The sequence below is a fragment of the Sphingomonas sp. BK580 genome, from assembly GCF_014194975.1.
In the GTDB taxonomy this organism is placed as follows: Bacteria; Pseudomonadota; Alphaproteobacteria; order Sphingomonadales; family Sphingomonadaceae; genus Sphingomonas.
Genome location: NZ_JACIAY010000018.1, coordinates 21476 through 44439 on the forward strand (window position 1 = coordinate 21476; position 22964 = coordinate 44439).

At 72.1% G+C, this 22964-nt stretch carries 16 protein-coding genes; 5 read left to right on the top strand and 11 right to left on the bottom strand.

Going from position 1 to position 22964, the window contains the following annotated elements; translation table 11 throughout:
- Positions 1 to 53 precede the first annotated feature (53 nt).
- On the top strand, positions 54 to 1355 hold the full coding sequence (locus FHY05_RS21440) for an OmpP1/FadL family transporter (protein ID WP_183946477.1): 1302 nt from the start codon (positions 54 to 56) through the stop codon (positions 1353 to 1355).
- Positions 1356 to 1604: 249 nt separating this feature from the next.
- Here FHY05_RS21440 and FHY05_RS21445 read toward each other — a convergent pair whose 3' ends face one another.
- Complete coding sequence (locus FHY05_RS21445; protein WP_183946478.1) at positions 1605 to 4817, bottom strand: helicase-related protein; 3213 nt, start codon at positions 4815 to 4817, stop codon at positions 1605 to 1607.
- A 91-nt stretch (positions 4818 to 4908) separates the two neighbouring features.
- On the opposite strand from FHY05_RS21445, the gene FHY05_RS21450 reads away from it, so the two are divergent.
- A complete protein-coding gene (locus tag FHY05_RS21450) occupies positions 4909 to 5307 on the top strand; it encodes a hypothetical protein (protein ID WP_183946479.1) in 399 nt (132 codons plus the stop codon).
- Positions 5308 to 5495: 188 nt separating this feature from the next.
- On the opposite strand, the gene FHY05_RS21455 is transcribed toward FHY05_RS21450, so the two are convergent.
- Positions 5496 to 6284, bottom strand: coding sequence for a DeoR/GlpR family DNA-binding transcription regulator (locus FHY05_RS21455; RefSeq protein ID WP_183946480.1), 789 nt, complete (start codon positions 6282 to 6284; stop codon positions 5496 to 5498).
- Positions 6281 to 7825, bottom strand: coding sequence for a glycerol-3-phosphate dehydrogenase (gene glpD, locus FHY05_RS21460; protein ID WP_183946481.1), 1545 nt, complete (start codon positions 7823 to 7825; stop codon positions 6281 to 6283). Before glpD ends, FHY05_RS21455 begins: the two co-directional genes overlap by 4 nt.
- A 111-nt stretch (positions 7826 to 7936) precedes the next feature.
- Here glpD and FHY05_RS21465 point away from each other — a divergent pair, with 111 nt between their 5' ends.
- Together FHY05_RS21465 and glpK are read left to right on the top strand one after the other, a co-directional pair.
- A complete protein-coding gene (locus FHY05_RS21465) occupies positions 7937 to 8740 on the top strand; it encodes an MIP/aquaporin family protein (protein WP_183946482.1) in 804 nt (267 codons plus the stop codon).
- A gap of 11 nt (positions 8741 to 8751) precedes the next feature.
- Positions 8752 to 10248 carry a glycerol kinase GlpK gene (glpK, locus tag FHY05_RS21470; protein ID WP_183946483.1) on the top strand — a complete coding sequence of 499 codons (1497 nt, stop codon included), beginning with the start codon at positions 8752 to 8754 and terminating at the stop codon, positions 10246 to 10248.
- A 32-nt stretch (positions 10249 to 10280) separates the two neighbouring features.
- Here the strand turns inward: glpK and FHY05_RS21475 are convergent, their stop codons facing one another.
- The gene (locus FHY05_RS21475; RefSeq protein ID WP_183946484.1) at positions 10281 to 11294 is read right to left on the bottom strand and encodes an inorganic phosphate transporter; all 1014 of its coding nucleotides are present in this window, start codon (positions 11292 to 11294) and stop codon (positions 10281 to 10283) included.
- 9 nt (positions 11295 to 11303) lie between these two features.
- Positions 11304 to 11948: a DUF47 domain-containing protein gene (locus FHY05_RS21480; protein ID WP_183946485.1), complete on the bottom strand. Its 645-nt coding sequence runs from the start codon at positions 11946 to 11948 to the stop codon at positions 11304 to 11306.
- A gap of 227 nt (positions 11949 to 12175) precedes the next feature.
- On the opposite strand from FHY05_RS21480, the gene FHY05_RS21485 reads away from it, so the two are divergent.
- The gene (locus tag FHY05_RS21485; RefSeq protein WP_183946486.1) at positions 12176 to 12697 is read left to right on the top strand and encodes a ferritin-like domain-containing protein; all 522 of its coding nucleotides are present in this window, start codon (positions 12176 to 12178) and stop codon (positions 12695 to 12697) included.
- Positions 12698 to 13136: 439 nt separating this feature from the next.
- Here FHY05_RS21485 and treY read toward each other — a convergent pair whose 3' ends face one another.
- The 6 genes from treY to FHY05_RS21515 form a co-directional block, all read right to left on the bottom strand.
- A complete protein-coding gene (treY, locus tag FHY05_RS21490; protein ID WP_183946487.1) occupies positions 13137 to 15476 on the bottom strand; it encodes a malto-oligosyltrehalose synthase in 2340 nt (779 codons plus the stop codon).
- Entirely contained in the window at positions 15473 to 17359 is a 1887-nt protein-coding gene (gene malQ, locus FHY05_RS21495; RefSeq protein WP_183946488.1) for a 4-alpha-glucanotransferase, read from the bottom strand. The genes treY and malQ overlap by 4 nt, the downstream gene beginning before the upstream one ends.
- Positions 17356 to 19044, bottom strand: a complete 1689-nt coding sequence (gene treZ / locus FHY05_RS21500) for a malto-oligosyltrehalose trehalohydrolase (RefSeq protein ID WP_183946489.1) — start codon at positions 19042 to 19044, stop codon at positions 17356 to 17358. The genes malQ and treZ overlap by 4 nt, the downstream gene beginning before the upstream one ends.
- Positions 19041 to 21146, bottom strand: coding sequence for a glycogen debranching protein GlgX (glgX, locus tag FHY05_RS21505; RefSeq protein ID WP_183946490.1), 2106 nt, complete (start codon positions 21144 to 21146; stop codon positions 19041 to 19043). Before glgX ends, treZ begins: the two co-directional genes overlap by 4 nt.
- 84 nt (positions 21147 to 21230) lie before the next feature.
- Positions 21231 to 21629 carry a DUF2934 domain-containing protein gene (locus FHY05_RS22310; RefSeq protein ID WP_221191363.1) on the bottom strand — a complete coding sequence of 133 codons (399 nt, stop codon included), beginning with the start codon at positions 21627 to 21629 and terminating at the stop codon, positions 21231 to 21233.
- 127 nt (positions 21630 to 21756) lie between these two features.
- On the bottom strand, positions 21757 to 22815 hold the full coding sequence (locus FHY05_RS21515) for an NAD(P)-dependent alcohol dehydrogenase (protein WP_183946491.1): 1059 nt from the start codon (positions 22813 to 22815) through the stop codon (positions 21757 to 21759).
- Between the last annotated feature and the right edge of the window lie 149 nt (positions 22816 to 22964).

Here is a 22964-nt window from a genome sequence, read left to right on the forward strand (position 1 = left end):
AGCCGGGCTGGCGGCAGGCAGATCACAGAAACGTCGAAAAGAGAGGTTCGCATATGTTCCCGTCGAAGAAGCTCGCGCTGTCGCTCACCGCCGCCGCCGGCGCGCTGGCGAGCGCCGGCGCCGCGCACGCCCAGGCCTTCTACCTGCAGGAGCAGGCCGCGCGCGCCGCGGGTCGCGCCTTCTCGGGCGAGGCGGCGGACACCGGCGCGGCCTCATTGTGGTGGAACCCGGCGGCGATCGGCGGGCAGGAGCGCGCCGAGGCCACCGTCAGCGCGTCGGTGATCCTCCCCAAGGGCAAGGTGACCAACAGCAATACGCTGATCCGCCGCCCCGGGGGCACCTTCGCGCCCGTAGGCGGCGACTCGACCTCGGAGGACCCGATCAACAACGGCGTGCTTCCCTCGGGCGCGGTCGCGGTGCCGCTGACCGACCGGATCGCGGTCGGCATCGCGGTCACCTCGCCGTACAGCTTCACCACCGACTACAGCGGTGACAGCTGGGCGCGCTACAGCGCCGACCGCACCTATCTGCGCACCTTCGATATCCAGCCGTCGGTCGGCGTCGCGGTGACCGACTGGCTGCGTGTCGGCGGCGCCGCCAACGTCGAGCATGCCGAGGCGAGCCTCACCAACGCGCTGCCCAATGTCGCCGCGGCGCTGCCCGACGGCAGCCAGAAGCTCGCCGGCGGCGGGTGGGACGTGGGCTGGAGCGCCGGCTTCCAGATGCACAACGACTGGGCGACGGTCGGCGTCAGCTACAAGTCATCGATCAAGCACAACCTCAAGGGCGACCTGACCGTCAGCGGTCTGCTCGGCCCGCTGGCGGCGAACAACCGCGAGATCAACGGCGTCGACGCCAGCTTCTACACGCCCGCGCAGGTGATCGTCGGCGGTCGCTTCCGAGTGACGCCAGCGCTGACGCTCAACGCGCAGACGATCCGCTACACCTGGGAGAAGTTCGACGCGATCCGCCTCGGCGCGCCGGTCAACGCCGCGCTGCCCGAGAACTACCGCAGCACGTGGAGCTACGCCGGCGGCATCGACTATGCCGTGTCGCCGCGGCTGACGCTGCGCGGCGGCGTGCAGCGCGCGTTGACGCCGACGCGTGACGGCGAGCGCGACGCGCGCGTGCCCGACGCCAACCGCTGGAACTACGCACTGGGCGCCTCCTTCGACGTCACGCCGAGCTTCTCGCTCGACCTCGCGGGCAATTACGTCGACTTCGCCGACACCACGATCGACCGCACCACCGCGGCCTATGCCGGGACGGAGGCGCAGACCCCGGTGCTGGTCAACGGCACGCTGACCGACGCGCGCGCGCTGGTGTTCTCGGCGGGCGGGCGCGTGCGCTTCTGAGGGAGAAGACCGCCGCTCTCTTTATCCGTTCGCTTCGCATCTCGAGAGGGCGCCGTGTGCGTCCCTCTCGATACGCCGTGTCGACAGGCCCGACGGCCACTCGCGGCGAACGGAAGTGGGCGCCACGAGGCGAGCGGTAGCAGGTGACACGACGCGAACGGGACCGGGCGAGTTGAGCCTCGCCCCAGCGATGCGCCGTCCGGAGGTGCGAGAGCCGCTCAGCTCAGCGCGGCCTCCGCAGCCACCCTCTCACTCTCCCGCCAGTTCCCGCAACAACGCGCCCGCGCGCTCCAGCCGTTCGCGCGGCGAATCGATCCGCTCGCGCAGCAGCAGCCGACGCTCCTTCGCCTCCAGCCCGTGTGCGGCGGCGTCGATCTCCACGCCCGGCCGCGGCGTCAGCGCGATCGCCGCCGGGCCCGCGGCCACCGCCGCGATCCCTGCCGCGCTCGCGTCGACCCGCAGCCGCGCTACCGCCAGCAAGGTCCTCGCTTCCTCCGGTAGCGCGCCGAAGCGATCTTCCAGCTCCTCCTCCAACGCGTCGAGCGCCTCGCCCTCGTCGATCCGCGCCAGCCGCGCGTAGATCGTCACGCGGATCTCCTCGTCGCGGATCCAGCTCTCGGGCAGGCGGCCGCCCAGCTCGAGCTGAAGCTCGGGCGTCCAGCGTTCCACTTCCTCGCCGCGCGCGCGGCGCAGCGCGCCCTCGAGCAGCTGTTGGTAGAGGTCGATCCCGATCAGCTTCATATGCCCCGCCTGGGTGTCGCCGAGCAGGTCGCCCGCGCCGCGCATGTCGAGGTCGCGCGCGCTGATCGCGAAGCCGGCGCCGAGCCGGTCGAACGCCTCCAGGGTGCGCAGCCGCTTCAACGTGCGCGGCGCGATCTCGTGCTCGGGATCGGTGACGAGCAGGACGTGCCCGCGTCGCGTCCCGCGCCCCACGCGCCCGCGCAGCTGGTGGAGCTGCGACAGGCCGAAGCGGTCGGCGCGCCAGATCACCATCGTGTTGGCGCGCGGCACGTCGAGCCCCGCCTCGATGATGTTGGTGGCCAGCAGCACGTCGCCGTCGCCGCCGGCGAAGCGCACCATCGCCTCGTCGATCTCGGCCGCGGGCATCTTGCCGTGTGCCTGCACCAGCGACAGCTCGGGCACGAGCCGCGCGAGCTTGTCGGCGATCCCCGCCATGTCCTCGATCCGCGGGACCACGACGAAGCTCTGCCCACCGCGCGCGCGCTCGCGCAGCAGTGCCGCACGCAGCGTCTCGGGATCGAAGTCACCCACCGCGGTGCGGATCGGCTGACGCCGCGCGGGCGGGGTGGCGATGATCGAGAGCTGCTGCAGCCCGACCAGCGCGCTCTGCAGCGTGCGCGGGATCGGCGTCGCGCTCAGCGTCAGCACGTGGCCGGCGGAGAGCGAGCGCAGCTTCTCCTTGTCGGCGGCGCCGAAGCGCTGCTCCTCGTCGATCACCACCAGCGCGAGGTCGTGATAGTCGACGCCCTTGCCAGCCACCGCGCCGGTGCCGATCACGACGCGGATCGAACCGTCGGCGAGCCCCGCCTTGACGCGCTTCTTCTCCGCCGCGCTGCTCAGCCGCGACAGGCCCGCCACCTCGATCCCGAGCGGCTCGAAGCGGCGCGCGAAGCTCTCCAGATGCTGGCGCGCGAGCACCGTGGTGGGCGCGGCGACCGCGACCTGCTTGCCCGCGAGCGCGGCGATCGCGGCGGCGCGCAGGGCCACCTCGGTCTTGCCGTAGCCGACGTCGCCGACGATCAGCCGGTCCATCGGTCGGCCCGAGGCGAGATCGTGGCGCACCGCCTCGATCGCGCGCGCCTGGTCGGCGGTCTCGGTGAAGGCGAAGCCGGCGGCGAAACGCTCGTAGGCGGCGGGATCGGGATCGAGCACCGGCGCCTCGCGCGCCCCACGCTCGCGCGCCACCTCGGTGAGCTGGCGCGCGCTCTCGGCGATGGTCGCGTCGATCTCGCCGCGGCGCTTCTGCCAGCTCGACCCGTCGAGTCGGTCGAGCGTCACCGCGTCGGCGTCGGCGCCGTAGCGCCAGATGCGGTCCGCCTCGGCGACCGGCACGAGCCGCACGCCGTCGTCGGCATAGCCCAGCTTGATCGCGTCGCCGTCCTCCTCGCCGGGCAGGCGCTCGAGTCCGAGCACGACGCCGATACCATGTTCCTCGTGGACGACGACGTCGCCGACCCGGATCTCACCGGTCTCGAACAAGGCGAGATCGGCGGGCGCGGTGGCGAGGCTCTCGCGCTCCGCGCGACTGCCGAGCAGGTCGGCGGCGGCGACCGCGAGCACGCCTTCGCGCCGGAAGCCGCGGTCCGCCGGCAGTGCGAGCGCGACGAGCGCGCCGGTCTTCGCCGTCGCGATCTCGGCCCAGGAGTCGACCGTCGCGATCTCGTCCTTGAGCGCCTTGGCGACGCGCCGGCGTAGGAAACGCAGGTCGCGCTCGCTGCCGAGCAGCGCCACGCGGTCGCCCTCCTCACGCGCCGCGCGAGCGAGCTTGGCGAAGGCGCGCAGCGGCGCCTTGTGCTCGACGAAGCGCGGCGGCGGGTCACCGGCGCGATCGACGCTGGCCTGATCGCGCCCGGCGAGCGCCTTCGCCCAGGCCGCCGCCTCGACGACGTCGGCGAGCGTACGATGCGGCGATCTCCTGGCGGTGTCGGCGGCGAGCGCGAGGAACCGGCGCCGCCGCTCCTCCGCCGCCGGTCCGATCACGACCAGCGCGTCGGGGAGATGATCGAGCAGGGTGGTGGTGGCGCCGGACCCTTTCGCGGAAGGCGCGGTCACCTCCGGCTCGGACACGCGTCCCAGCTCGCGCTCCTCCAGCTCCTCGGTCGTGCGCTGGTCCGCCGGGTCGTAACTGCGCAGGCCGACGACCTTGTCCTCGGCCACCTCGATCCGCAGCGGCTGCGGCGCGTCGGCGGGGAAGACGTCGAGCACTTGGCCGCGCAACGCGACCTCGCCGGGCTCGTCGACGCGCTCGTCGGCGACATAGCCGATCGCGATCAGCTCGTCGTAGAGCGGCGCGAGATCGAGCGCCGCGCCGCGCTTCACCGTCGGCGGTTCGGCCTCGAACGCCGCGGGGGGCGGATAAGCGCGCGCCAGCGCCTCTCCGGTGGTGACGCAGGCGAGGCGCGGGCGCTCGCCCTTCTTCTCGGTCAGGAGCCGCAGCCGCCGCAGCGCCGAGACACGCTGGCCGACGTTGGCGGGGGAGGCGGCGGCTCTCTCGCCCGGCAGCGCGTCGCTGCCGGGGCAGAAGATCACGCAGGCGTCGGGCACCGCCGCGGCGAGCGCGTGCGCCAGCGAGAGACCGCGGGCCTCGTCCACGGCGGCGACGAACAGGTCGCGCTCGCCGAGCAGCTCGGCCAGTGCCGCCGCACTCTCGGCGATGCCCAGCTGCGGCGTCGGCAATGGGTCGGTCAGCGCGGTGAGCGCTGCCGCCTCTGTCTTGGTCATTCGGCTAAACCCCTGAAGTTAGGGCACGGAACGAGCCTGAGGGGGCGGCGTTCCCTTGTCGAGGTGACGGCGTGAGGCGCGAGGTGGTACGATGCTGAGGGCAGGCGTGGCGATGGCGATGGTGGCGCTGCTCGCGGCAGCGCCCGCGGCGGCGAAGCGCAAGACGCCGGACGCGGAGCTCGCCGAGCTGCTCAAGGGTCGCACCGCCGAGCCGGCGGTGCGCTGCATCACACCGACCACCAACGACTCGCAACGGATCATCTCGGGCAAGGCGATCGTGTACGGCAACGGGCGACGAATCTGGGTCAACGTGCCGATCGGTCGCCTCGAGACGATGCGGTGGGACGACGTGCTGGTGACCGAGCGTTTCGGTGGGCAATTGTGCCGCAACGACCAGATCCGCGTCGTCGACCGCTTCTCGCGCGTGCCGCGGCCGATCCTGCGGCTCGGCGACTTCGTGCCCTATGTGAAGGGTTCGGCGCGGCGATAAGGGGTAAGACGGCCTCTCCGCTAGCCCCTGGCGTCATCCTGAAGTCGTTGCAGGATGCACCGCGCCGCGAATACAGCGGCCGAGATGTGCGCGGTGTCGTCGATCCTGGAACAAGTCCAGGATGACGCCCGCGGGTAAATGGATGGCGCCAGCCACAAGATCGCCCCACCAGCAGCTTGCTACTCCGCTCACCCCGCCTCGATCACCTGCACGCGATGCTCGTGGCAGGCGCGCAGCAGCTCGTCCGGCAGCGGCTGGTCGGTGACGAGATAGTCCACCATGTCGAGCCGCCCGACCCGCACCGGCGCCGCGCGCCCCACCTTCGACGCATCGACGACCAGGATCACCTGGCGCGCGTTGCGCGCGATCGTCTGGGTGACCTGCACCTCGTCCGCGGCGAAATCGAGCAGGCTGCCGTCGAGGTCGATCGCGGAGGCGCCGATCAGCGCCACGTCGACCTTGAAGCTCTCGATGAAGCGCATCGCCAGCGCCCCCACCACCGCGCGGTCGCCGCGGCGCACCTGACCGCCGACCACCACCAGCTCGATCCCGTCATGCCCGTCGAGCAGGTCGATGACGTTGAGGTTGTTCGAGATCACCAGCAGGTCGCGGTGCGCCACCAGCTGCCCCGCGACCGCCTCGGTGGTCGTGCCGATGTTGATGAACAGTGACGCGCCGTTCGGGATCAGCGCGGCCGCGGCGGCGCCGATCGCCGCCTTGGCACCGGTCGCGACGCCGCGGCGCTTGGCATAAGCGAGATTGTCGACCCCGGAGGTCACGATCGCCCCGCCATGCACGCGCGACAGCAGCGCGCGCCGCGCCAACACGTTGAGGTCGCGTCGGATCGTCTGCGGGGTGACGTCGAAGCGCGCGGCGAGGTCGTCGACCGTGACGCGCCCGGCACCCCGCGCCAGCGCGAGGATGCGGCGATGGCGCTCGGCGGCGGGATCGCCGCCGTCGGGCGCGTCCGCGCTCACGCCGCCGTCGCGGCGCGCGCGAGATAGGCGTCGACCCGCTCGGCGGTCCCCGGCGGCACGTGAAGTCCGAGCTTGCTGCGGCGAAAGAGCACGTCCTCGGCGGTGCGCGCCCACTCGGTCGCGGCGAGATAATCGAGCTCGCGTGCGGTGAGCCCCGCGCCGAAGTCCTCGCCGAGGTCGGCGGCGGTGCGTGCCTCGCCGAGCAGCACGCGCGCCTTCGTGCCGTAAGCGCGCGCCAGACGGCGCAGCAGCGTGCGGTCGAGCGCGGGATAATCGCCCGCCAGCGAGTCGACGAGCGGCTCGAACCCCTCGGCCGGGAAGTCGCCGCCGGGCAGCGTCGCGCCCGCGGTCCAGGCGCCGCCGGCGTCGGGGAAGGTCTCGGCCAGCTCCGCCATCGCGTGCTCGGCGAGCTTGCGATAGGTCGTGATCTTGCCACCGAAGATGCTCAGCATCGGGGCGTTCTCATTGGCGCCGGCGGGGCCGCGGTCGAGGTCGAGGACATAGTCGCGCGTCACCGCCGAGGCACTGGCGGCCTTGTCGTCGTACAGCGGGCGGATGCCGGCATAGCTCCACACGATCTGCTCGCGCGAGACGGGCGCCTCGAAGTAGCGCGCGATCGTCTCGAGCAGATAGTCGGTCTCGTGCGGCGCGATCGCGGCGCGGCCGGGTGCGCCCTCCCACGGCTCGTCGGTGGTGCCGACCAGGGTGAAGGCGCCCTCATAGGGGATGGCGAAGACGATGCGGCGGTCGGGGTTCTGCAGCATGAAGGCGTGGTCGCCCGCGTAGAGCCGCGGCACGACGATATGGCTGCCCTTGACCAGCCGCACCCCGCGGTCGTCGCGCGCGTGCGGCACGCGCGACAGGATGTCGGCGACCCAGGGCCCCGCGGCGTTGACCAGGGCGCGCGCGGTGAGGGTGCGCTCGCCGCCGGCGTCCGCGCCCACGCCTGACAGCGTCGCGCGCCAGCCGCCGCCCGCGCGCGCGGCGTCGACGAGGCGGGTGCGCGTGAGCACGGCCGCGCCGCGGTCGGCGGCGTCGCGCGCGTTGAGCACGACGAGCCGGCTGTCCTCGACCCAGCAGTCGGAGTAGACGAAGGCGCGGCCGCGCTGACGAAGCCCATCGCCGCGGAGGTCGTACGCGAGGCGGATCGTCTCGGTCGCGGGCAGGCGCTCGCGCCCGCCGAGATGGTCGTAGAGGAACAGCCCCGCGCGCACCATCCAGGCCGGACGCGGCGAGTTCGTCTGCGGCAGCACGAAGCGCAGCGGCCAGATGATGTGCGGCGCCATCGCCCATAGCCGCTCGCGCTCGATCAGCGCCTCGCGCACCAGCCGCACCTCGCCGTACTCGAGGTAGCGCAGCCCGCCGTGGATCAGCTTGGTCGAGGCCGAGGACGTGTGGGCGGCGAGGTCGTCCTGCTCCACCAGCGTCACGCGCAGGCCGCGACCGGCGGCGTCGCGCGCGATCCCGGCGCCGTTGATCCCGCCGCCGACCACCAGCAGGTCGGTGTCGAAGCCGTCGCGTGTGTCGTTCCCGCTCGCCATCGCGCGAATATGAGCCGCGGCGCGCGCGACTTCAAACGAAGATGTTGACGTTCGTTCGAACCCGGCGGACAAAAGTCGGCGACGGCCACCAGGGCCGCGGGGAGAGGGGACATGGCGGACGAAGCGGCGCCGGCGGTCAGCACGCTGCGCGGCGAGCTGATCTCGGAGATGCTCGCGGTGGCGATCATCATGACGCTGGGCGACTCGGCCGCGGCGATGATCACGCTCTACGACCCGAGCCCCTATGCCACGGCCTATTGGGGCGTGTGCATCGCCTGGGGTCTCGCGGTGACGATCGCGATCTACGTCACCGGCGCGGTCTCGGGCACGCACGCCAACCCGGCGGTGACGCTGGCGCTGACGCTCTTCCGCGACTTCCCGCGTCGCAAGGTGCTGCCGTACGTGGCAGCGCAGGTGGCGGGCGCGATGATCGGCGCGGCGCTGGTCTATCAGATGTTCGGCCCCGTGATCGACGCCTATAACGCCAGCCACGCGCTCACCCGCGCCGAGGGCGGGGCGGCGGGCGTGTTCTTCACCGCGCCGGGGCTGCACATCACCGCGGTCCACGCCTTCTGGGACGAGGTGGTGCTCACCGCGATCCTGCTGCTCGGCATCTTCGCGATCACCGACGAGTTCAACACCTCCGCGCCGATGGCCAACGCCAGCGCGCTCATCATCGGCCTGCTGGTGGCGTGCATCGGCGCCTCGGCGGGCTTCCTCGAGGGTTGGCCGATCAACCCCGCGCGCGATTTCGGACCGCGGCTGTTCTGCTGGCTGCTCGGCTGGGGCGAGTCCGCCTTCCCCGGGCCGGACCATTATTGGTGGGTGCCGATCGCGGGACCGCTGGTGGGTGGCGTCACCGGCGCGGGGCTCTATCAGTTCCTGGTCAAGCCGTACCTGCCGCGGCGGCGCTGAGGAGAGGGATCATGCGCGATACCAAGAACCACGTGCTGGCGATCGACCAGGGCACCACCTCGACCCGCGCGATCGTCTTCGACCGGGACGCGCGCCCGGTCGCGACCGCGCAGACCGAGTTCGCGCAGCATTATCCCGAGGGCGGCTGGGTCGAGCACGACCCCGAGGATATCTGGCGCGACACGCTCCAGGTCGCGCGCGACGCGATCGCGGGGAGCGGCGTCGGGGCGGAGGGCGTGGCGGCGATCGGCATCACCAACCAGCGCGAGACGGTGGTGGTGTGGGACCGCGCCAGCGGCGCGCCGATCCACCGCGCGATCGTCTGGCAGGACCGCCGCACCGCCAGGCTCTGCGCCGAGCTCAAGGCCGCCGGGCACGAACCCGCGGTGCGTGCCAAGACCGGCCTGCTGATCGATCCCTATTTCTCCGCCACCAAACTCGCCTGGATCCTCGATCACGTCGAGGGCGCGCGCGAGCGGGCCGAGCGCGGCGAGCTGGCGTTCGGCACGATCGACAGCTTCCTGCTGTGGCGGCTGACCGGCGGGGCGGTCCATGCCACCGACGTCACCAACGCGGGCCGCACCCTGCTCTACGACATCCGCGCGCAACGCTGGGACGAGGAGCTGTGCCGCCTGTTCGAGGTACCGATGGCGCTGCTGCCGGAGGTGCACGACAACAGCCGGGTCTTTGGCCACACCGCCGAGGGCCTGTTTGATGTCGCCATCCCGATCGCGGGCATCGCGGGCGACCAGCAGGCCGCGCTGATCGGCCAGGCCTGTTTCGACACCGGCATGGCCAAATCGACCTACGGAACCGGCTGCTTCCTGCTGCTCAACACCGGCGGCGAGGCGATCGAGTCGGAACATCGTCTGCTGACCACGCCGGCCTATCGGCTCGACGGCGCGATGACCTACGCGCTGGAGGGCTCGATCTTCGTCGCGGGGGCGGCGGTCAAGTGGCTGCGCGACGGCATCGGCGTGATCACCCACGCGCGCGAGACCAACGACATGGCGACGCAGGTGCCCGACAGCCACGGCGTCTACATGGTCCCGGCGTTCGTCGGCCTCGGCGCGCCGCACTGGGACCCGGACGCGCGCGGCGCGATCTTCGGGCTGACGCTCGGCGCGACCCAGGCGCATCTCGCGCGCGCCGCGCTGGAGGCGGTGGGCTATCAGACGATGGACCTCACCGCGGCGATGATCGCCGACGGCGGCGCCGCGCCGGCGACGATCCGCGTCGACGGCGGCATGGCGGCGAACGACTGGCTGTGCCAGTTCCTCGCCGACCTGCTCGAGGTGGCGGTCGAGCGGCCGGTGCATCTCGAGACCACCGCGCTGGGCGCCGCCTTCCTCGCCGGGCTGGCGACCGGCGTGTGGGCCGACCTCGACGCGGTGCGCGCCACCTGGGCGCGGCGCGACTGTTTCGAGCCGCGCATGGCCGCGGCGGACCGAGAGCGGCTCGTGGCGGGCTGGCAGGTGGCGGTGGCGAAGACGCTGACGACGGGGTGAAGGGGCGAGGCGCCTGCCTGCCCCTGACCGCGTCAGAACAGCAAAGTCAGCGAGTAGACCAGCGCGCCCACCGCGGCCGAGGCGGGGATGGTGATCACCCAGGCCACCACCACGTTCTTCGCCACGCCCCAGCGCACCGCCGAGGCGCGCCGCGCCACGCCGGCGCCGATGATCGAGCCCGTGATCGTGTGCGTCGTCGACACCGGGATCCCCAGAGTGGACGCGCCGAACAGCACGATCGAGCCCGCCAGCGAGGCGCTGAACCCCTGGTGCTGCGACAGCCGCGTGATCCGCGAGCCCATGGTCTCGATGATCCGCCAGCCGCCGGTCATCGTGCCGAGCCCGATCGCGACGTAGCAGCTGATCGCGACCCAGTGCGGCACCTCGAAGGGCCCCGTCAGATAGCCGGTCGAGTAGAGCAGGACGGTGATGATCCCCATCGTCTTCTGCGCGTCGTTGAGGCCGTGGCTGAGCGAATAGGCCGCCGACGAGACGAGATGGAGCACGCGGAACGAGCGCTCCGCCTGGTTCGCGGTGCGGTGGCGCAGCGCCCAGCTCGACAGCAGCATGACGAGCATCGCCAGGAACATCCCGATCGTCGGCGAGAGCACGATCGCGATCAGCGTCTTGTTGAGCCCGCCCCATTGCACCCCGGTGAGCCCGGCATGCGCCACGCCCGCGCCGATCAGCCCGCCCACCAGCGCGTGGCTGCTCGACGAGGGAATGCCCCTCAGCCAGGTGATGACGTTCCACGTCATCGCCCCGCCGAGCGCGCCGAAGATCACCGCGGGGGTCACCACCTCCTGCGCGATCAGCCCCTTGCCGATCGTCTCGGCGACCGCGTGGAGGCTCGGCACCGCCAGCGTCAGGAAATAGGCGGCGAAGTTGAAGAAGGCGGCGAACACCACCGCCTGCACGGGGGACAGCAGCCGAGTCGCCACCACGGTGGCGATCGAGTTGGCGGCGTCGTGCAGCCCGTTCAGGTAATCGAACGCCAGCGCGACCAGGATGAGGCCGACCAGCAGCGGAAAGGCGAGCTCGTGCATGGGCGCGCGTCAGGCGTGATCGATGACGATGCCATCGATCTCGTCGGCGACGTCCTCGAAGGCGTCGAGCACGCGCTCCAGATGCTTGTACAGCTCGCGCTCGACCACGAAGCGCAAGGTGTCGGTGCGGCCGAACTCGCCGAGCGAGCGCTTGAGTCCGGCGGCGTGCATCTCGTCGGCGCGGCCCTCGATGCGGATCAACTGCTCGGTGAAGTCGTGCAGCTTCTGACCGTTGCGGCTGACGTCGCGCAGCAGCGGCATCGCCGCGACGGCGAGCTCGGCCGCCTCCACCGCCGCGGCGGCCATCTCGCGCATCTCCGGCGCGAACTCGCGCACCTGGTAGAGATCGATCGCGGCGGCGGCGGCCTGCATCTCGTCGACCGTGTCGTCGAGCGCGCCGATCAGCGTGGCGATCGCGCCGCGATCGAACGGCGTCAGGAAGGTCGAGCGCACCGTCTTGAGCACGTCGCGGGTGACATCGTCGGCATCGTGCTCGCGCGCGATGATCTCGGCGATCATCGCGGCGGGGTCGCCCTCGCCGCTGACCAGCCGAGCGAGCGCGCGCGCGCCCGCCAGGTCGATCACCGCGTGCGCTTCGAACAGCTCGAAGAAATTACCCGTCTTCGGCAGAAGACGCTGGAACCAAGCGAACATCGAACTCCCATCCCCACCCGAAGGTGCTCACATCCCTGTAGCCCGAAGCACGAGTTGCGCGCGGCGCCAAGCGAAACCGAGCGGGGCCATGGCTTAGTCATGTGACACTTGGGTTGCAGCGCCCTGCGACGGCCCGCGCCGAAAACCGATAACCTGCATCAAAGCCAATGATTTTAAAGGAACATCCGGCGCCGCACCAGCTTGATCGGGAGAGCAAGGAGAGACGCATGGCAAGCTATTCCAACGATGTGGTCCAGTCGGTGTTCGTGACCGGGCTGAAGAACGCGCACGGAGTCGAGCACCAGGCACTGGCGCTGATCGACCGCCAGCTCGACCATCTCGCCAACTATCCGGAGGTCGCCGCGCAGCTGCGCACGCACCGCGCCGAGACCGAGCAGCAGATCGAGCGGCTGGAGGAGATCCTGGCCGGCTTCGGTGAGACCCACTCGGTGCTGAAGGACGCGGCCTTGTCCTTCACGGGCAACATGGCGGCGCTGGCACATGTCTTCGCGCCCGACGAGATCCTCAAGAACAGCTTCGCCAACTTCGCCTTCGAGAACTTCGAGGCGGCGAGCTACAAGTCGCTGCTGACGCTGGCGGACGCCGGCGGGTTCCAGCAGCCGGTCTCGCTGCTGACGGCGTCGCTTAACGAGGAGCTGGCGATGGCGGCCTGGGTCGACGAGCACAACGCCGAGCTGACCCTGAAATATGTCGAGCGCCGCGCCGCGGGGGAGACGGCGAGCCACTGAGGCTGGCGGGACTCAACATTCGCGCGGCGACGGCGTGTTCGGCTAAGTGACGGGGAGGCTGGGTTCTCTCCGTCCGGGTCGGGGCGGCGGCGGGCGCGAATGTTGCGAAAGTTGAGTCGCTGGCGCGGTTCGCGCGAACGTTGAGTTGGGCGCGGATGGCGCGGTGATCGCGGTAACCGGGCGTCGCGGGGCGCGATCGCGGCCGGCGACGATGAGACAGAGCCGCGCGTATGTGACAGACCGCCGAGGTGTAGGACAGCGGCGGCCTCGAGGAGCCAATCCTCCCCGATCGCGGGGAGGGGACCGCCGCGCGAAGCGCGGTAATGGAGGGGGCTTTCCAAGCAGCGCAGCGTTCGCGGACATCCCCCCTTCCACCAGCCTGCGGCTGGTCCCCCTCTTCGCGAGCGGGGAGGGCCTTAGGGCTCGAAGCCGACCCCGCTCACGCCACCGCGACCGTCACCGGCCCCGCCGCGAACAGCGCGCTCGCGGCCATCTCCTCGCCCGAGGCGAAGCGGACGCGCGTGTCACCCCAGTCGGTCGTCCCGTGCAGCGCCACCGCGCAGCGCAAGGTACGGCCGTCGCCGCGGCGCTCGAAGGCGAGCAGGTGCGCGGCACCCGCGCCGCTCGCCTCGGCCGCGGCATAGTCGCCGTCGCGGAACAGCGTCGGATGCGCGCGCCGCAGCGCCAGCAGCTCGGTGATCAGCCGCAGCTTCGGCTGCCCCTCTCCCCCCAGCAGCCGCGCGCGCAGGTCGTAGTCGACCGGGCGCCGGTTGTCGGGATCGACCAGCGAGAGGTCGGCCAGCTCGGTCCCCTGGTAGAGATCGGGCACGCCCGGCAGCGTGTAGCGCAGCAGCACCTGCGCCAGCGTGTTCGCCTCCGCGACCGGGCGAAGCGCGGCGAGCAGTTCCTCCACCGCCGCCGCGAACGCCGCGTCGGCGAGCCAGCGATCGAGCAGCGCGTCGGCGGCGGCCTCGTAGGCCTCGTCGGGCGCCTCCCACGACGATCGCAGCTTGGCCTCGCGCAGCGCCTTCTGCTGCCAGCCTTTCACGCGCTCGGCGAAGTCGCCGCCGGTGCCGTCGTCGGGCCCATCGTCCGGCCACGCCCCGACCAGCGTCTGGAGCAGCATATAGGCGTCGGCGGGATCGACCGCCTCGTCCTCCGCGACCCAGCGCAGCGCGAACGCGCGCCACGCCTCGGGCCGCGCGCTCACCGCCGCCAGCCGCGCGCGGACGTCCTCGCCGCGCTTGTGGTCGTGCGTCGCGGTGGTGAGCATCGCGTGCGGCACCGCGCGCGCGCGCTCGGTCATGACCGCGTGGAAGGCGGCGGGGGGTAGGGCGAAGGTCTCGGCGTCGAAGCCGACGTCGTTGCGCGAGAGCAGCCGGCCGTAGCGGTAGAAAGCGGTGTCCTCGACCGCCTTGGCCGCGATCGGCGCGGAGAGCTGCTGGAAGCGGCGCACCGCCTCGGCGGCGAGTGTCGCGTCGCCGGGGCCGTCGCCGGCGAGCCAGGCGAGGACACGGTCAGTGATCGGCGCCTCGCCCGGCGGGATCAGCTCGGCGACGCGGGCGCGGACCTGCGCGCGCACCGCCTCGTCTCCGGCGGGCGCGGCGTCGCCGGTGCCGTAGGTGCGATAGACCGGGAAGACCCACAGCAGCCGCTCGATCGCGCGGCGCAGCGCGGCGGCGGTGACGCCATCGCCGCCGGGCGCGCTCGCGGCGAGCGCGGCGAAGGCGGCGACGCAGCCGTCGAGCTGCCCCGCGAACTGCCACGAAAGCAGGTCCTGCCGCGCCTGGAACTCCTCCGGCTCGAAGGTCGCGCTGCGCCCGCTGATCTCCTCCCACAGGGCGCCGAGCGGTTCCGCGCCGGCGGGATCGTGGAGCAGCGCGGTGACCTGCTCCATGAAGTCGTAGCCGCTGGTGCCGTCGATCGCCCATCCCTCCGGCTGCGGCTCGCCCGCGCCGAGGATCTTCTCGACGATGATCCAGGCGTCGGCACCGAGCCGCTCGCGCAGCCGGTGACAATAGCCGATCGGGTCGGTGAGCCCGTCGACATGGTCGACCCTCACGCCGTCGATCAGCCCCTCGGCGTGGAGGCGGAGGTAGAGCGCGTGCGTCGCCTCGAACACCGCGGGATCCTCGGCGCGGACGCCGGCGAGCTCGTTGATGGTGAAGAAGCGACGCCAGTTGAGCTGATCGTTGGCGGTGCGCCAGTAAGCGAGGCGGTAATGCTGGCGCTCGAGCAGCGGGGCGAGCGGGCTGGTCTCGGCGCCGTCTTGATCCTCGTCGCGGATCGGGAAGTGGTGCTCGCCATAGGCGACCACTTCCCAGCGGTCGCCGGCGCGCTCGACCGCGATGTCGCCGTTGGCCAGCGCCTCCGACAGGGGCGCGCCGAGCACGGGCAGGACGATCCGCTCGCGCCAGTCGATGTCGAAGACGCGCGCGTGCGGGCTGTCGGGGCCGCGCTGGAGGACGTCGGTCCACCAGGCGTTGTGGCCGCCGGCGACGCCCATGTGGTTGGGGACGATGTCGATGATCACGCCCATGTCGCGCGCGCGCAGCGCGGTCACGAGCGAGCGGAACGCCTCCTCGCCGCCCAGCTCGGGGTTGATCCGGGTCGGGTCGGTGACGTCATAGCCGTGGGTCGAGCCCGGCGTCGCCACCGTGATCGGCGAGGCATAGACGTGGCTGACCCCGAGCCGGTCGAGGTACGGGACCAGTGCCTCGGCGTCGGCGAAGGTGAAGTCCCTGTGGAACTGGAAGCGATAGGTGGCGCGCGGGGTCATCCGTGTCTCTCGGCGGTGAGCAGGTCGGTGCGGCGCGCGACGTCGCGCTGCGCGAGCAGCTGCTCGGTGGCGGCGGGGAGGCGGCGTCGCCAGTTGGGGTGCTCGTCGACCGTGCCGGGCAGGTTGGGCTGCTCCTCCTCGCCGAGCAGGTCCTCCATCGGCACGATCGCGAGCGGGGCGGGCGCGGCGGCGACGTGCGCGAGCACGCGGTCGAGCGGCGGTTGCGCGGGAGGCGCACCGGTCTCGCCCATCGCCTGCCAGAGCGCAGCGCGTTCCTCGCCGCGGTGGGCCTTGTCCTCGGCCGCGCTGGCGTGGCGCGAGCGGCGTCCGAGCTGCCAGGCCCAGTCGATGTCGCGGCCCTTCCACCAGCCCGCGACCGTGGGCGTGTCGTGCGTGCCGGTCATCGCCACCGCCATCGCGTCCCAGCGGGTGGGATCGGTGAAGCCGCCGTCCGCGTCGCGCTCGAACGGCAGCACGCGCATGCCGAGCATGCAGCGCCGCGCGAGCTCGTCGCGGAAGCCGGGCGGGACGGTGCCGAGGTCCTCCGCGATCACCAGCGCGCCGGCGCGCTGCGCCTCGATCGCGACGATGCGGCGGAGATGGTCGCCGGGCATCGTGAGATAGGCGCCGCGATCGGCACTCTCGCCCGCCGGGATGATCCAGAGCCGCTGCAGCCCGAGCGCGTGGTCGACGCGGATGCCGCCGGCGTGCGCCAGCGTCGCGCGCAGCGTCTCGATGAACGGACGGAAGCCGGTGCGCTCGAGCGCGAACGGGTCGAGCGCGGTGATGCCCCAATTCTGCCCGTCGGGGCCGAGCGGGTCGGGCGGGGCGCCGACGGTGAGACCGGTGAGCAGCTCGTCGCGTGCGCCCCAGGCGTGGCTGCCCCCGCCGTCCATCCCGACCGCGAGGTCGGCGATCAGCCCGACCCGCATCCGCTCGCGCGCGGTGCGCTGGGCGGTGGCGAGACCGAGATCGGCGAGCCACTGGAGGAAGGCGTAGAAGGCGACGTCGTCGGCGTGCTCAGTGGCGAAGCGGATCACCGCGTCGGAGCTCGGGTCCTGATACGCGCTCGGCCAGTCCTGCCAGCCGTGCCCGCCGAGCCGCGCGTGGAGCGCGTCGAAGCGCGCGTGCGCCTCGAGCGCGGCGCCGCGCTGGCGGCGGAAGGCGAGCGCGGCTGAGCGCGCCGCCTCGCCGGCGAGGTCATAGGCGCCGCGCAGCTGCTGCAGTCGCTCGCGCGCCGCGCTCTCCCACTCGATCAGCGCGGGCGCGGGGGCTGGGGGAAGCGGCACGCCGACGAGGCCGGGGTCGGCGAGCAGCACGTTGTGGAACAGCCGCGTCGACGGCGCATAGGGGCTGAAGCGCGTCGGGTCGGCGGGGAAGAGCGCGTGCGTCGGGCTGATCGCGAGCGCGTGCGCGCCCGACCGGCCGAACGCCTCGGCCGCCTCGACCAGCGCGCCGGCGTCGCCGAAGGCGCGCGGCGCGCGCGACTGGAGCGCGGGGATCTGCACCGCGGCGCCCCAGCTGCGCGGCGGCGGCTCGGGGCAGCGTCGCGGCGCGAGCGCGAGCGTGTACGCGCGCTCGCCGACCAGCAGGCGGTGGTAGCCGGGGCGGTCGAGCGCCGGGAGCCGGCCGCTGGCGTCGCGCTTCGGGGCCGCGCGGCCGCCGTCCTCGAAGTGGAGCTCGACCGCGCCGGTCGCGTCCGCGGGCAGGTCGATCGCGGCGCCCGCGTCGGCGGAGAGGAAGGGGGTGTCGGGCGGCGTCGGGTCGAGCCGGTCGAGGATCGCGGCGAGCACGTCGTCGGGCACGCGCTGCGCGTTGCCGTCGGCGTCCTCCCAGTCGCGCACGAGGCCGGCGGCGGCGGCACGGGCGGGGAGGTCGGTCACGTCTCCACCCAGGCGACGAAGCGCTCGCCCTCGCGCCACAGCACGCGCTCGGGTGTCGGCAGCGGCGCCGGCGCGTCGCCGAGGTCGAGCGCGATCGCCAGCGTGGTGCCGTCGGCGAGCCGCCAGCGCGCCTCCACCGCCGCCGCGCCGGTGGCACGCGCGCCGAGCGACGTCGCGCCCCCGAGTCCGGGCACGATCCGCTCGGCGCGCAGCGCGAGCAGGTCGGCGTAGAGCGCGCGCCACGCCGCGGCGTGCGGACCCGGCTCCGGGCGCGAGCGCTCGAACGTGCTCGCCGCGTTCGGGTCGGGGATGCGTTCGCGCGCGGACTCGTCGGCGAAGGCGTCGAACTTGGCGAACTCCTTGCGCCTCCCCTCGCGCACCGCGTCGGCGAGCTCGTCGTGGAAGTCGGTGAAGAACAGGAACGGCGTCTCGCTGCCCTCGGCGTCGCCCATGAACAGCAGCGGCACCTGCGGGCACAGCAGCAGCAGCGCGGTGGCGGCGCGCAGCTTGTCGGGCGCGGTCAGCAGCGTCAGCCGCTCGCCCAGCGCGCGGTTGCCGACCTGGTCGTGGTTCTGGAGGAAGGCGACGAAGCGCGTCGGCGGCAGGTGCTTGCTCGGCGTGCCGCGCGGCTTGCCGTCGTGGTTGGGCGAGGGGTCGCCCTGGTAGATGAAGCCCTCCGCCAGGCAGCGCGCCAGCCGCTCGGCGGGCCGGTCGGCGAAGTCGCCGTAATAGGCGCTCGTCTCGCCGGTGAGCAGCACGTGGAGGACGTTGTGGAAGTCGTCGTTCCACTGCGCGTCATAGCCGCCCTCGTGAAGTCGCGCGGCGTCGTTGCGCTCGTTCTCGAGCACGAGGTGGACGTGGCGGCCCGGCAGCGTGGCGCGCAGCTCGGCCGCCATGGCGTCGAGGAAGTCGTCGTCGGCGATGGCGTGGACGGCGTCGAAGCGCAGCCCGTCGACGCGATAGTCGCGCAGCCACATCAGCGCGTTGTCGACGAAATAGCAGGCAACCGGCGGCGCCGACACGTTCACTGCACCGCCCCAGGGGGTGTGCACCGCCTCGTCGAAGAAGCTCTTGGCGTAGAGCCCGAGATAGTTCCCGTCGGGGCCGAAGTGGTTGTAGACCACGTCGACGAAGACGCTCAGCCCGAGCCCGTGCGCGGCGTCGACCAGGGTGCGCAGCTCGTCGGACGTGCCATACGCCTCGTGCAGCGCATAGGGCAGCACGCCGTCATAGCCCCAGCCGCGTTCGCCGCCGTAGGCGCCGAGCGGCATCAGCTCGATCGCGGTGGCGCCGCCCGCGGCGATGGCGGCGAGTCGCTCGGTGACGCCGGCGAAGCCGCCGAGCGCGCCGGCGTGGAGCTCGACGATCACCATCTCGTGCCACGGCCGACCGCGCCACTGCGGGTGCTGCCAGTCGAACGCGGTGGCGGTGACGACGCTCCAGCCGTGCACCCCGCCGTCCTGGCGGCGCGACGCCGGGTCGGGCACCGCCTGCTCGCCGACGCGAAAGCGGTAGCGCGCGCCCGGTGCGGCCTGCGCCTCGGCGGCGTACCAGCCGTCCTCGCCCGCGGTCATCGCGATCGGCGCGCCGTCGGCGAGCTCGAGCGTCACCGCGGCGGCGTCGGGCGCCCACAGGCGGAAGCGCGTGCGGCCGCCCTCGAGCGGCTCGGGACCCCAGGCCATCATGACGGGAACGCGCTCCGCCACGTCAGCAGCACGGCACCCTGCGGCGCGACCTCATAGTGGTCATCGACCTCGATCTCGCCCTGCTCGGGCTTGGCGCTGTCGAGCAGTACCACGCGCTGCACCTGCGGCGCGGGCAGCTGGAAGGTGATCGGGTCGGCGCCGGCGTTGAGTAGCAGCGAGATCGCCTCGACCTCGCCCTCCTCGGTGCGCGTGGCGCGGCGCATCATCAGCGCGCGGCCCTCGGGATTGTCCCAATCCTCGGGCGTCATGCGCTCGCCGCGCTCGTTCCACCACTCGACGTCGTTGATGCCCTCGCCGGGCGAGTCCTGGCCGTAGAGGAAGGCGGCGGCGCGCAGCACCGGATAGCGCCGGCGCAGCTCGGTGAGCCGGGCGGTGAAGTCGATCTGGCGCTGGCCGTCCTCGCTCGCCGCCGCGGTCCAGTCGAGCCAGCTGATCTCATTGTCCTGGCAGTAGGCGTTGTTGTTGCCGCCCTGGGTGCGGCCGAACTCGTCGCCCGCGACCAGCATCGGCGTGCCGAGCGAGGCGAGCAGCGTGGTCAGCATCGAGCGCATCACGCGGCCGCGCGCGTCGTTGATCGAGGGATCGTCGGTCGGCCCCTCGGCGCCCCAGTTGCGCGAGTAATTCTCCGAGTGGCCGTCGCGATTGTCCTCGCCGTTGGCCTCGTTGTGGCGGCCCTCGTACATCACCGTGTCGGCGAGCGTGTAGCCGTCATGCGCGGAGAGCAGGTTGACGGTCGCCCAGGGACGCCGCGCGCGCCGGTCGAACAGGTCGCCCGAGCCCGACAGCCGCGCCGCGAGGTCGCCGCGCTGCGACGGGTCGCCGCGCCAGTACTTGCGCACGGTGTCGCGGTACTTGTCGTTCCACTCGGCGAAGCCGGGCGGGAAGTTGCCGAGCTGGTAGCCGCCCGGGCCGACGTCCCACGGCTCGGCGATCAGCTTGAGCCGGCCGAGCACCGGGTCCTGCCGCAGCACGTCGAAGAAGGCCGCGCCGGGATCGAAGCCATAGTCCTCGCGCCCGAGCGTGAGGCCGAGATCGAAGCGGAAGCCGTCGATCCCGAAGCTCGTCGCCCAGTAGCGCAGCGAGTCGGCGACCATCTGGATCACGCGCGCCTTGCTCATGTTGAGCGTGTTGCCCGTGCCGGTGTCGTTGATCGTGTAGCGCGGATTGTCCTGGACCAGCCGATAGTAACTGGCGTTGTCGAGCCCACGCCACGACAGGGTCGGGCCGCGCTCGGATCCCTCGCAGGTGTGGTTGTAGACGACGTCGAGGATCACCTCGATCCCGGCCTTGTGGAGCCGGTGCACCGCGCGGCGCAGCTCGTCCTGGTGGTCCGACGCCATGTAGGACTGCTCGGGCGCGAAGAAGCCGAGCGAGTTATAGCCCCAATAGTTTCGCAGGCCCTTCTCCTGCAGGAAGCGGTCCTGCGTGAAGCTATGGATCGGCAGCAGCTCGATCGCGGTGACGCCGATGCGTTGGAGGTGCTTGATCACCGCGGGGTGGCCCAGCGCGGCATAGGTGCCGCGCTCGCGCGCGGGGACCAGCTCCATCAGCTTGGTCAGGCCCTTGACATGCGCCTCGTAGATCACCGTCTCGGACCAGGGCGTGTTGGGCCGGCGATCGCGCGACCAGTCCCAGTGATCGTCGACCACCATCGCCTTGGGCATGGCGGGCGCGCTGTCGCGCTTGTCGAACGACAGGTCCTCGCGGCGGTGGCCGATGCGATAGCCGTGGAGCGCGTCGGTCCACTTGATCTGGCCCTGGATGCGGCGCGCATAGGGGTCGAGCAGCAGCTTGTTGGGGTTGAAGCGGTGACCTTCCTCGGGCGCGTAGCGGCCGTGCGCGCGATAGCCGTAGACCAGCCCGGGCCCGACGTCGGGGAGATAGCCGTGCCACACCTCGTCGGTGCACTCGGGCAGCATCAGCTTGCGGAGTTCACGCTTGCCCGCGGGATCGAACACGCAGAGCTCGATCGCGTCGGCGTTGGCGGAGAAGACCGCGAAATTGACGCCCTCCCCGTCGAACGTGGCGCCGAGCGGATAGGGCGATCCCGGCGATAGCCGGTCCGGCAGGTCGTGCAACATCGTGCTCCCGACAGGAGAGGGGCCGCACGGCGGCGGCCGAAGAGGTAAGGTGTCTCGCGCCGGGGAGGGGCGCCGCGGCGCGCCTCAGGCGCGCTTGGTGCGGGGCCCCGGGCGCTTGGGCGCGGGGGTGGCGCCCGTCGCCGTGGAGTCGGCCGCCTTGGCGCCACGCGCGCGCGGCGCCTTGCCGCCGGCGCTGCCCGCGCTGCCGCTCTCGGCGGCGCCGGACGGGATCGTGGTGGCGGGCGAGTCCGCCGGCTCGTTGGCGAGCGGCTTGGTCAGCTCGGCGCCGGTGGTCTCGTCGCCGGAGGTCACGGCTGGGGTGTCGCTGCCGTCCTGCGGCTCAGGCGCGGCGGTCGGCTGCTCGCCGGGGAATTCCTGCTGCGCGCGGTGCCAGTGCTCGTCGTGCTTGCCGTGCGGCTCGCCCTCGTCCTGCCAGAGGCGATAAGCGCGCTCGCGGATCTGTCCCTCGCGATCGTCCGACATGCCCGTTCCCTTTTTCCCGGTTTTCCGCGGCTGTAACTCCCGAAGCGCGGGATCGTCGCAGGAGGCCGAAGAAAATCGTCGGGAGGTGAGATAGATCCTCCCCGCGAGCGGGGAGGATCTGCGCGCCTCACCCCTCCGCGAGCGTCGCGTTGTCGATCACGAAGCGGTACTTCACGTCGCTGCGCTGCATGCGGTCATAGGCCTCGTCGATCTGCTGGATGCGGATCATCTCGATGTCGGCGGTGACGCCCTTCTCGGCGCAGAAGTCGAGCATCTCCTGCGTCTCGGCGATCCCGCCGATCAGCGAGCCCGCGATCGCGCGGCGGCCGAAGATCAGCGTGCCGACGCTCGGCGACGGGTGCGGGTGCTCGGGCACCCCGACCAGCACCAAAGTGCCGTCGCGCTTGAGCAGCCCGGTGAAGGCGTCGAGGTCGTGGCTCGCCGCGACGGTGTTGAGGATCATGTCGAAGCTGCCGGCGTGCGCCTCCATCTCCTCGCTGTTACGCGAGTTGATCACCTCGTCGGCGCCGAGCGCCCTGGCGTCAGCGCGCTTCGACTCCGAGGTGGTGAAGGCGATCACGTGCGCGCCCATCGCGTGCGCGATCTTGACCCCCATGTGGCCGAGCCCGCCGATCCCGACGATGCCCACCTTCTTGCCCGGCCCGACGCCCCAGTGGCGCAGCGGCGAGTAGGTGGTGATCCCCGCGCACAGCAGCGGCGCCACCGCGGCGAGCTGCTCCTCGGAGTGCGAGATCTTGAGCACGAACTTGTCGGAGACGGTGATGCGCTGCGAATAGCCGCCGAGCGTGTGGCCGGGCGCGTCCGCGGTCGGGCCGTTGTAGGTGCCGACGAAGCCGCCGCCGGTGCAATATTGCTCCAGCCCCTCGTCGCACGAGGCGCAATGCTGGCAGCTGTCGACCATGCAGCCGACCCCGACGGTGTCGCCGACCTTGAACTTGGTCACCTCGCCGCCGACCGCGGTGACATGGCCGACGATCTCGTGGCCGGGGACGCAGGGGTAGAGCGTGCCGGCCCACTCGCCGCGCACCTGGTGGAGATCGGAGTGGCAGACGCCGCAATAAGCGATGTCGATCTGGACGTCGTGCGCGCCGGGTTCGCGCCGGGTGATGTCCATCGGCTCGAGCGGCTTGTCGCCGGCGATCGCGCCATAGGCTTTGGTGGCCATGATTGTTCCCCTTGGCAGAAGTGGGCGCGCCGGGCGACGCGCGGTGGATCAGATAAGGGCGCGGCGCCGCCAGCGCAGGCGGGTGGCGGCTCAACGCTGTGATGAGGATCGCTCAGCGGCGATCCTCCGTGTGCTCCTGCACACGCAGT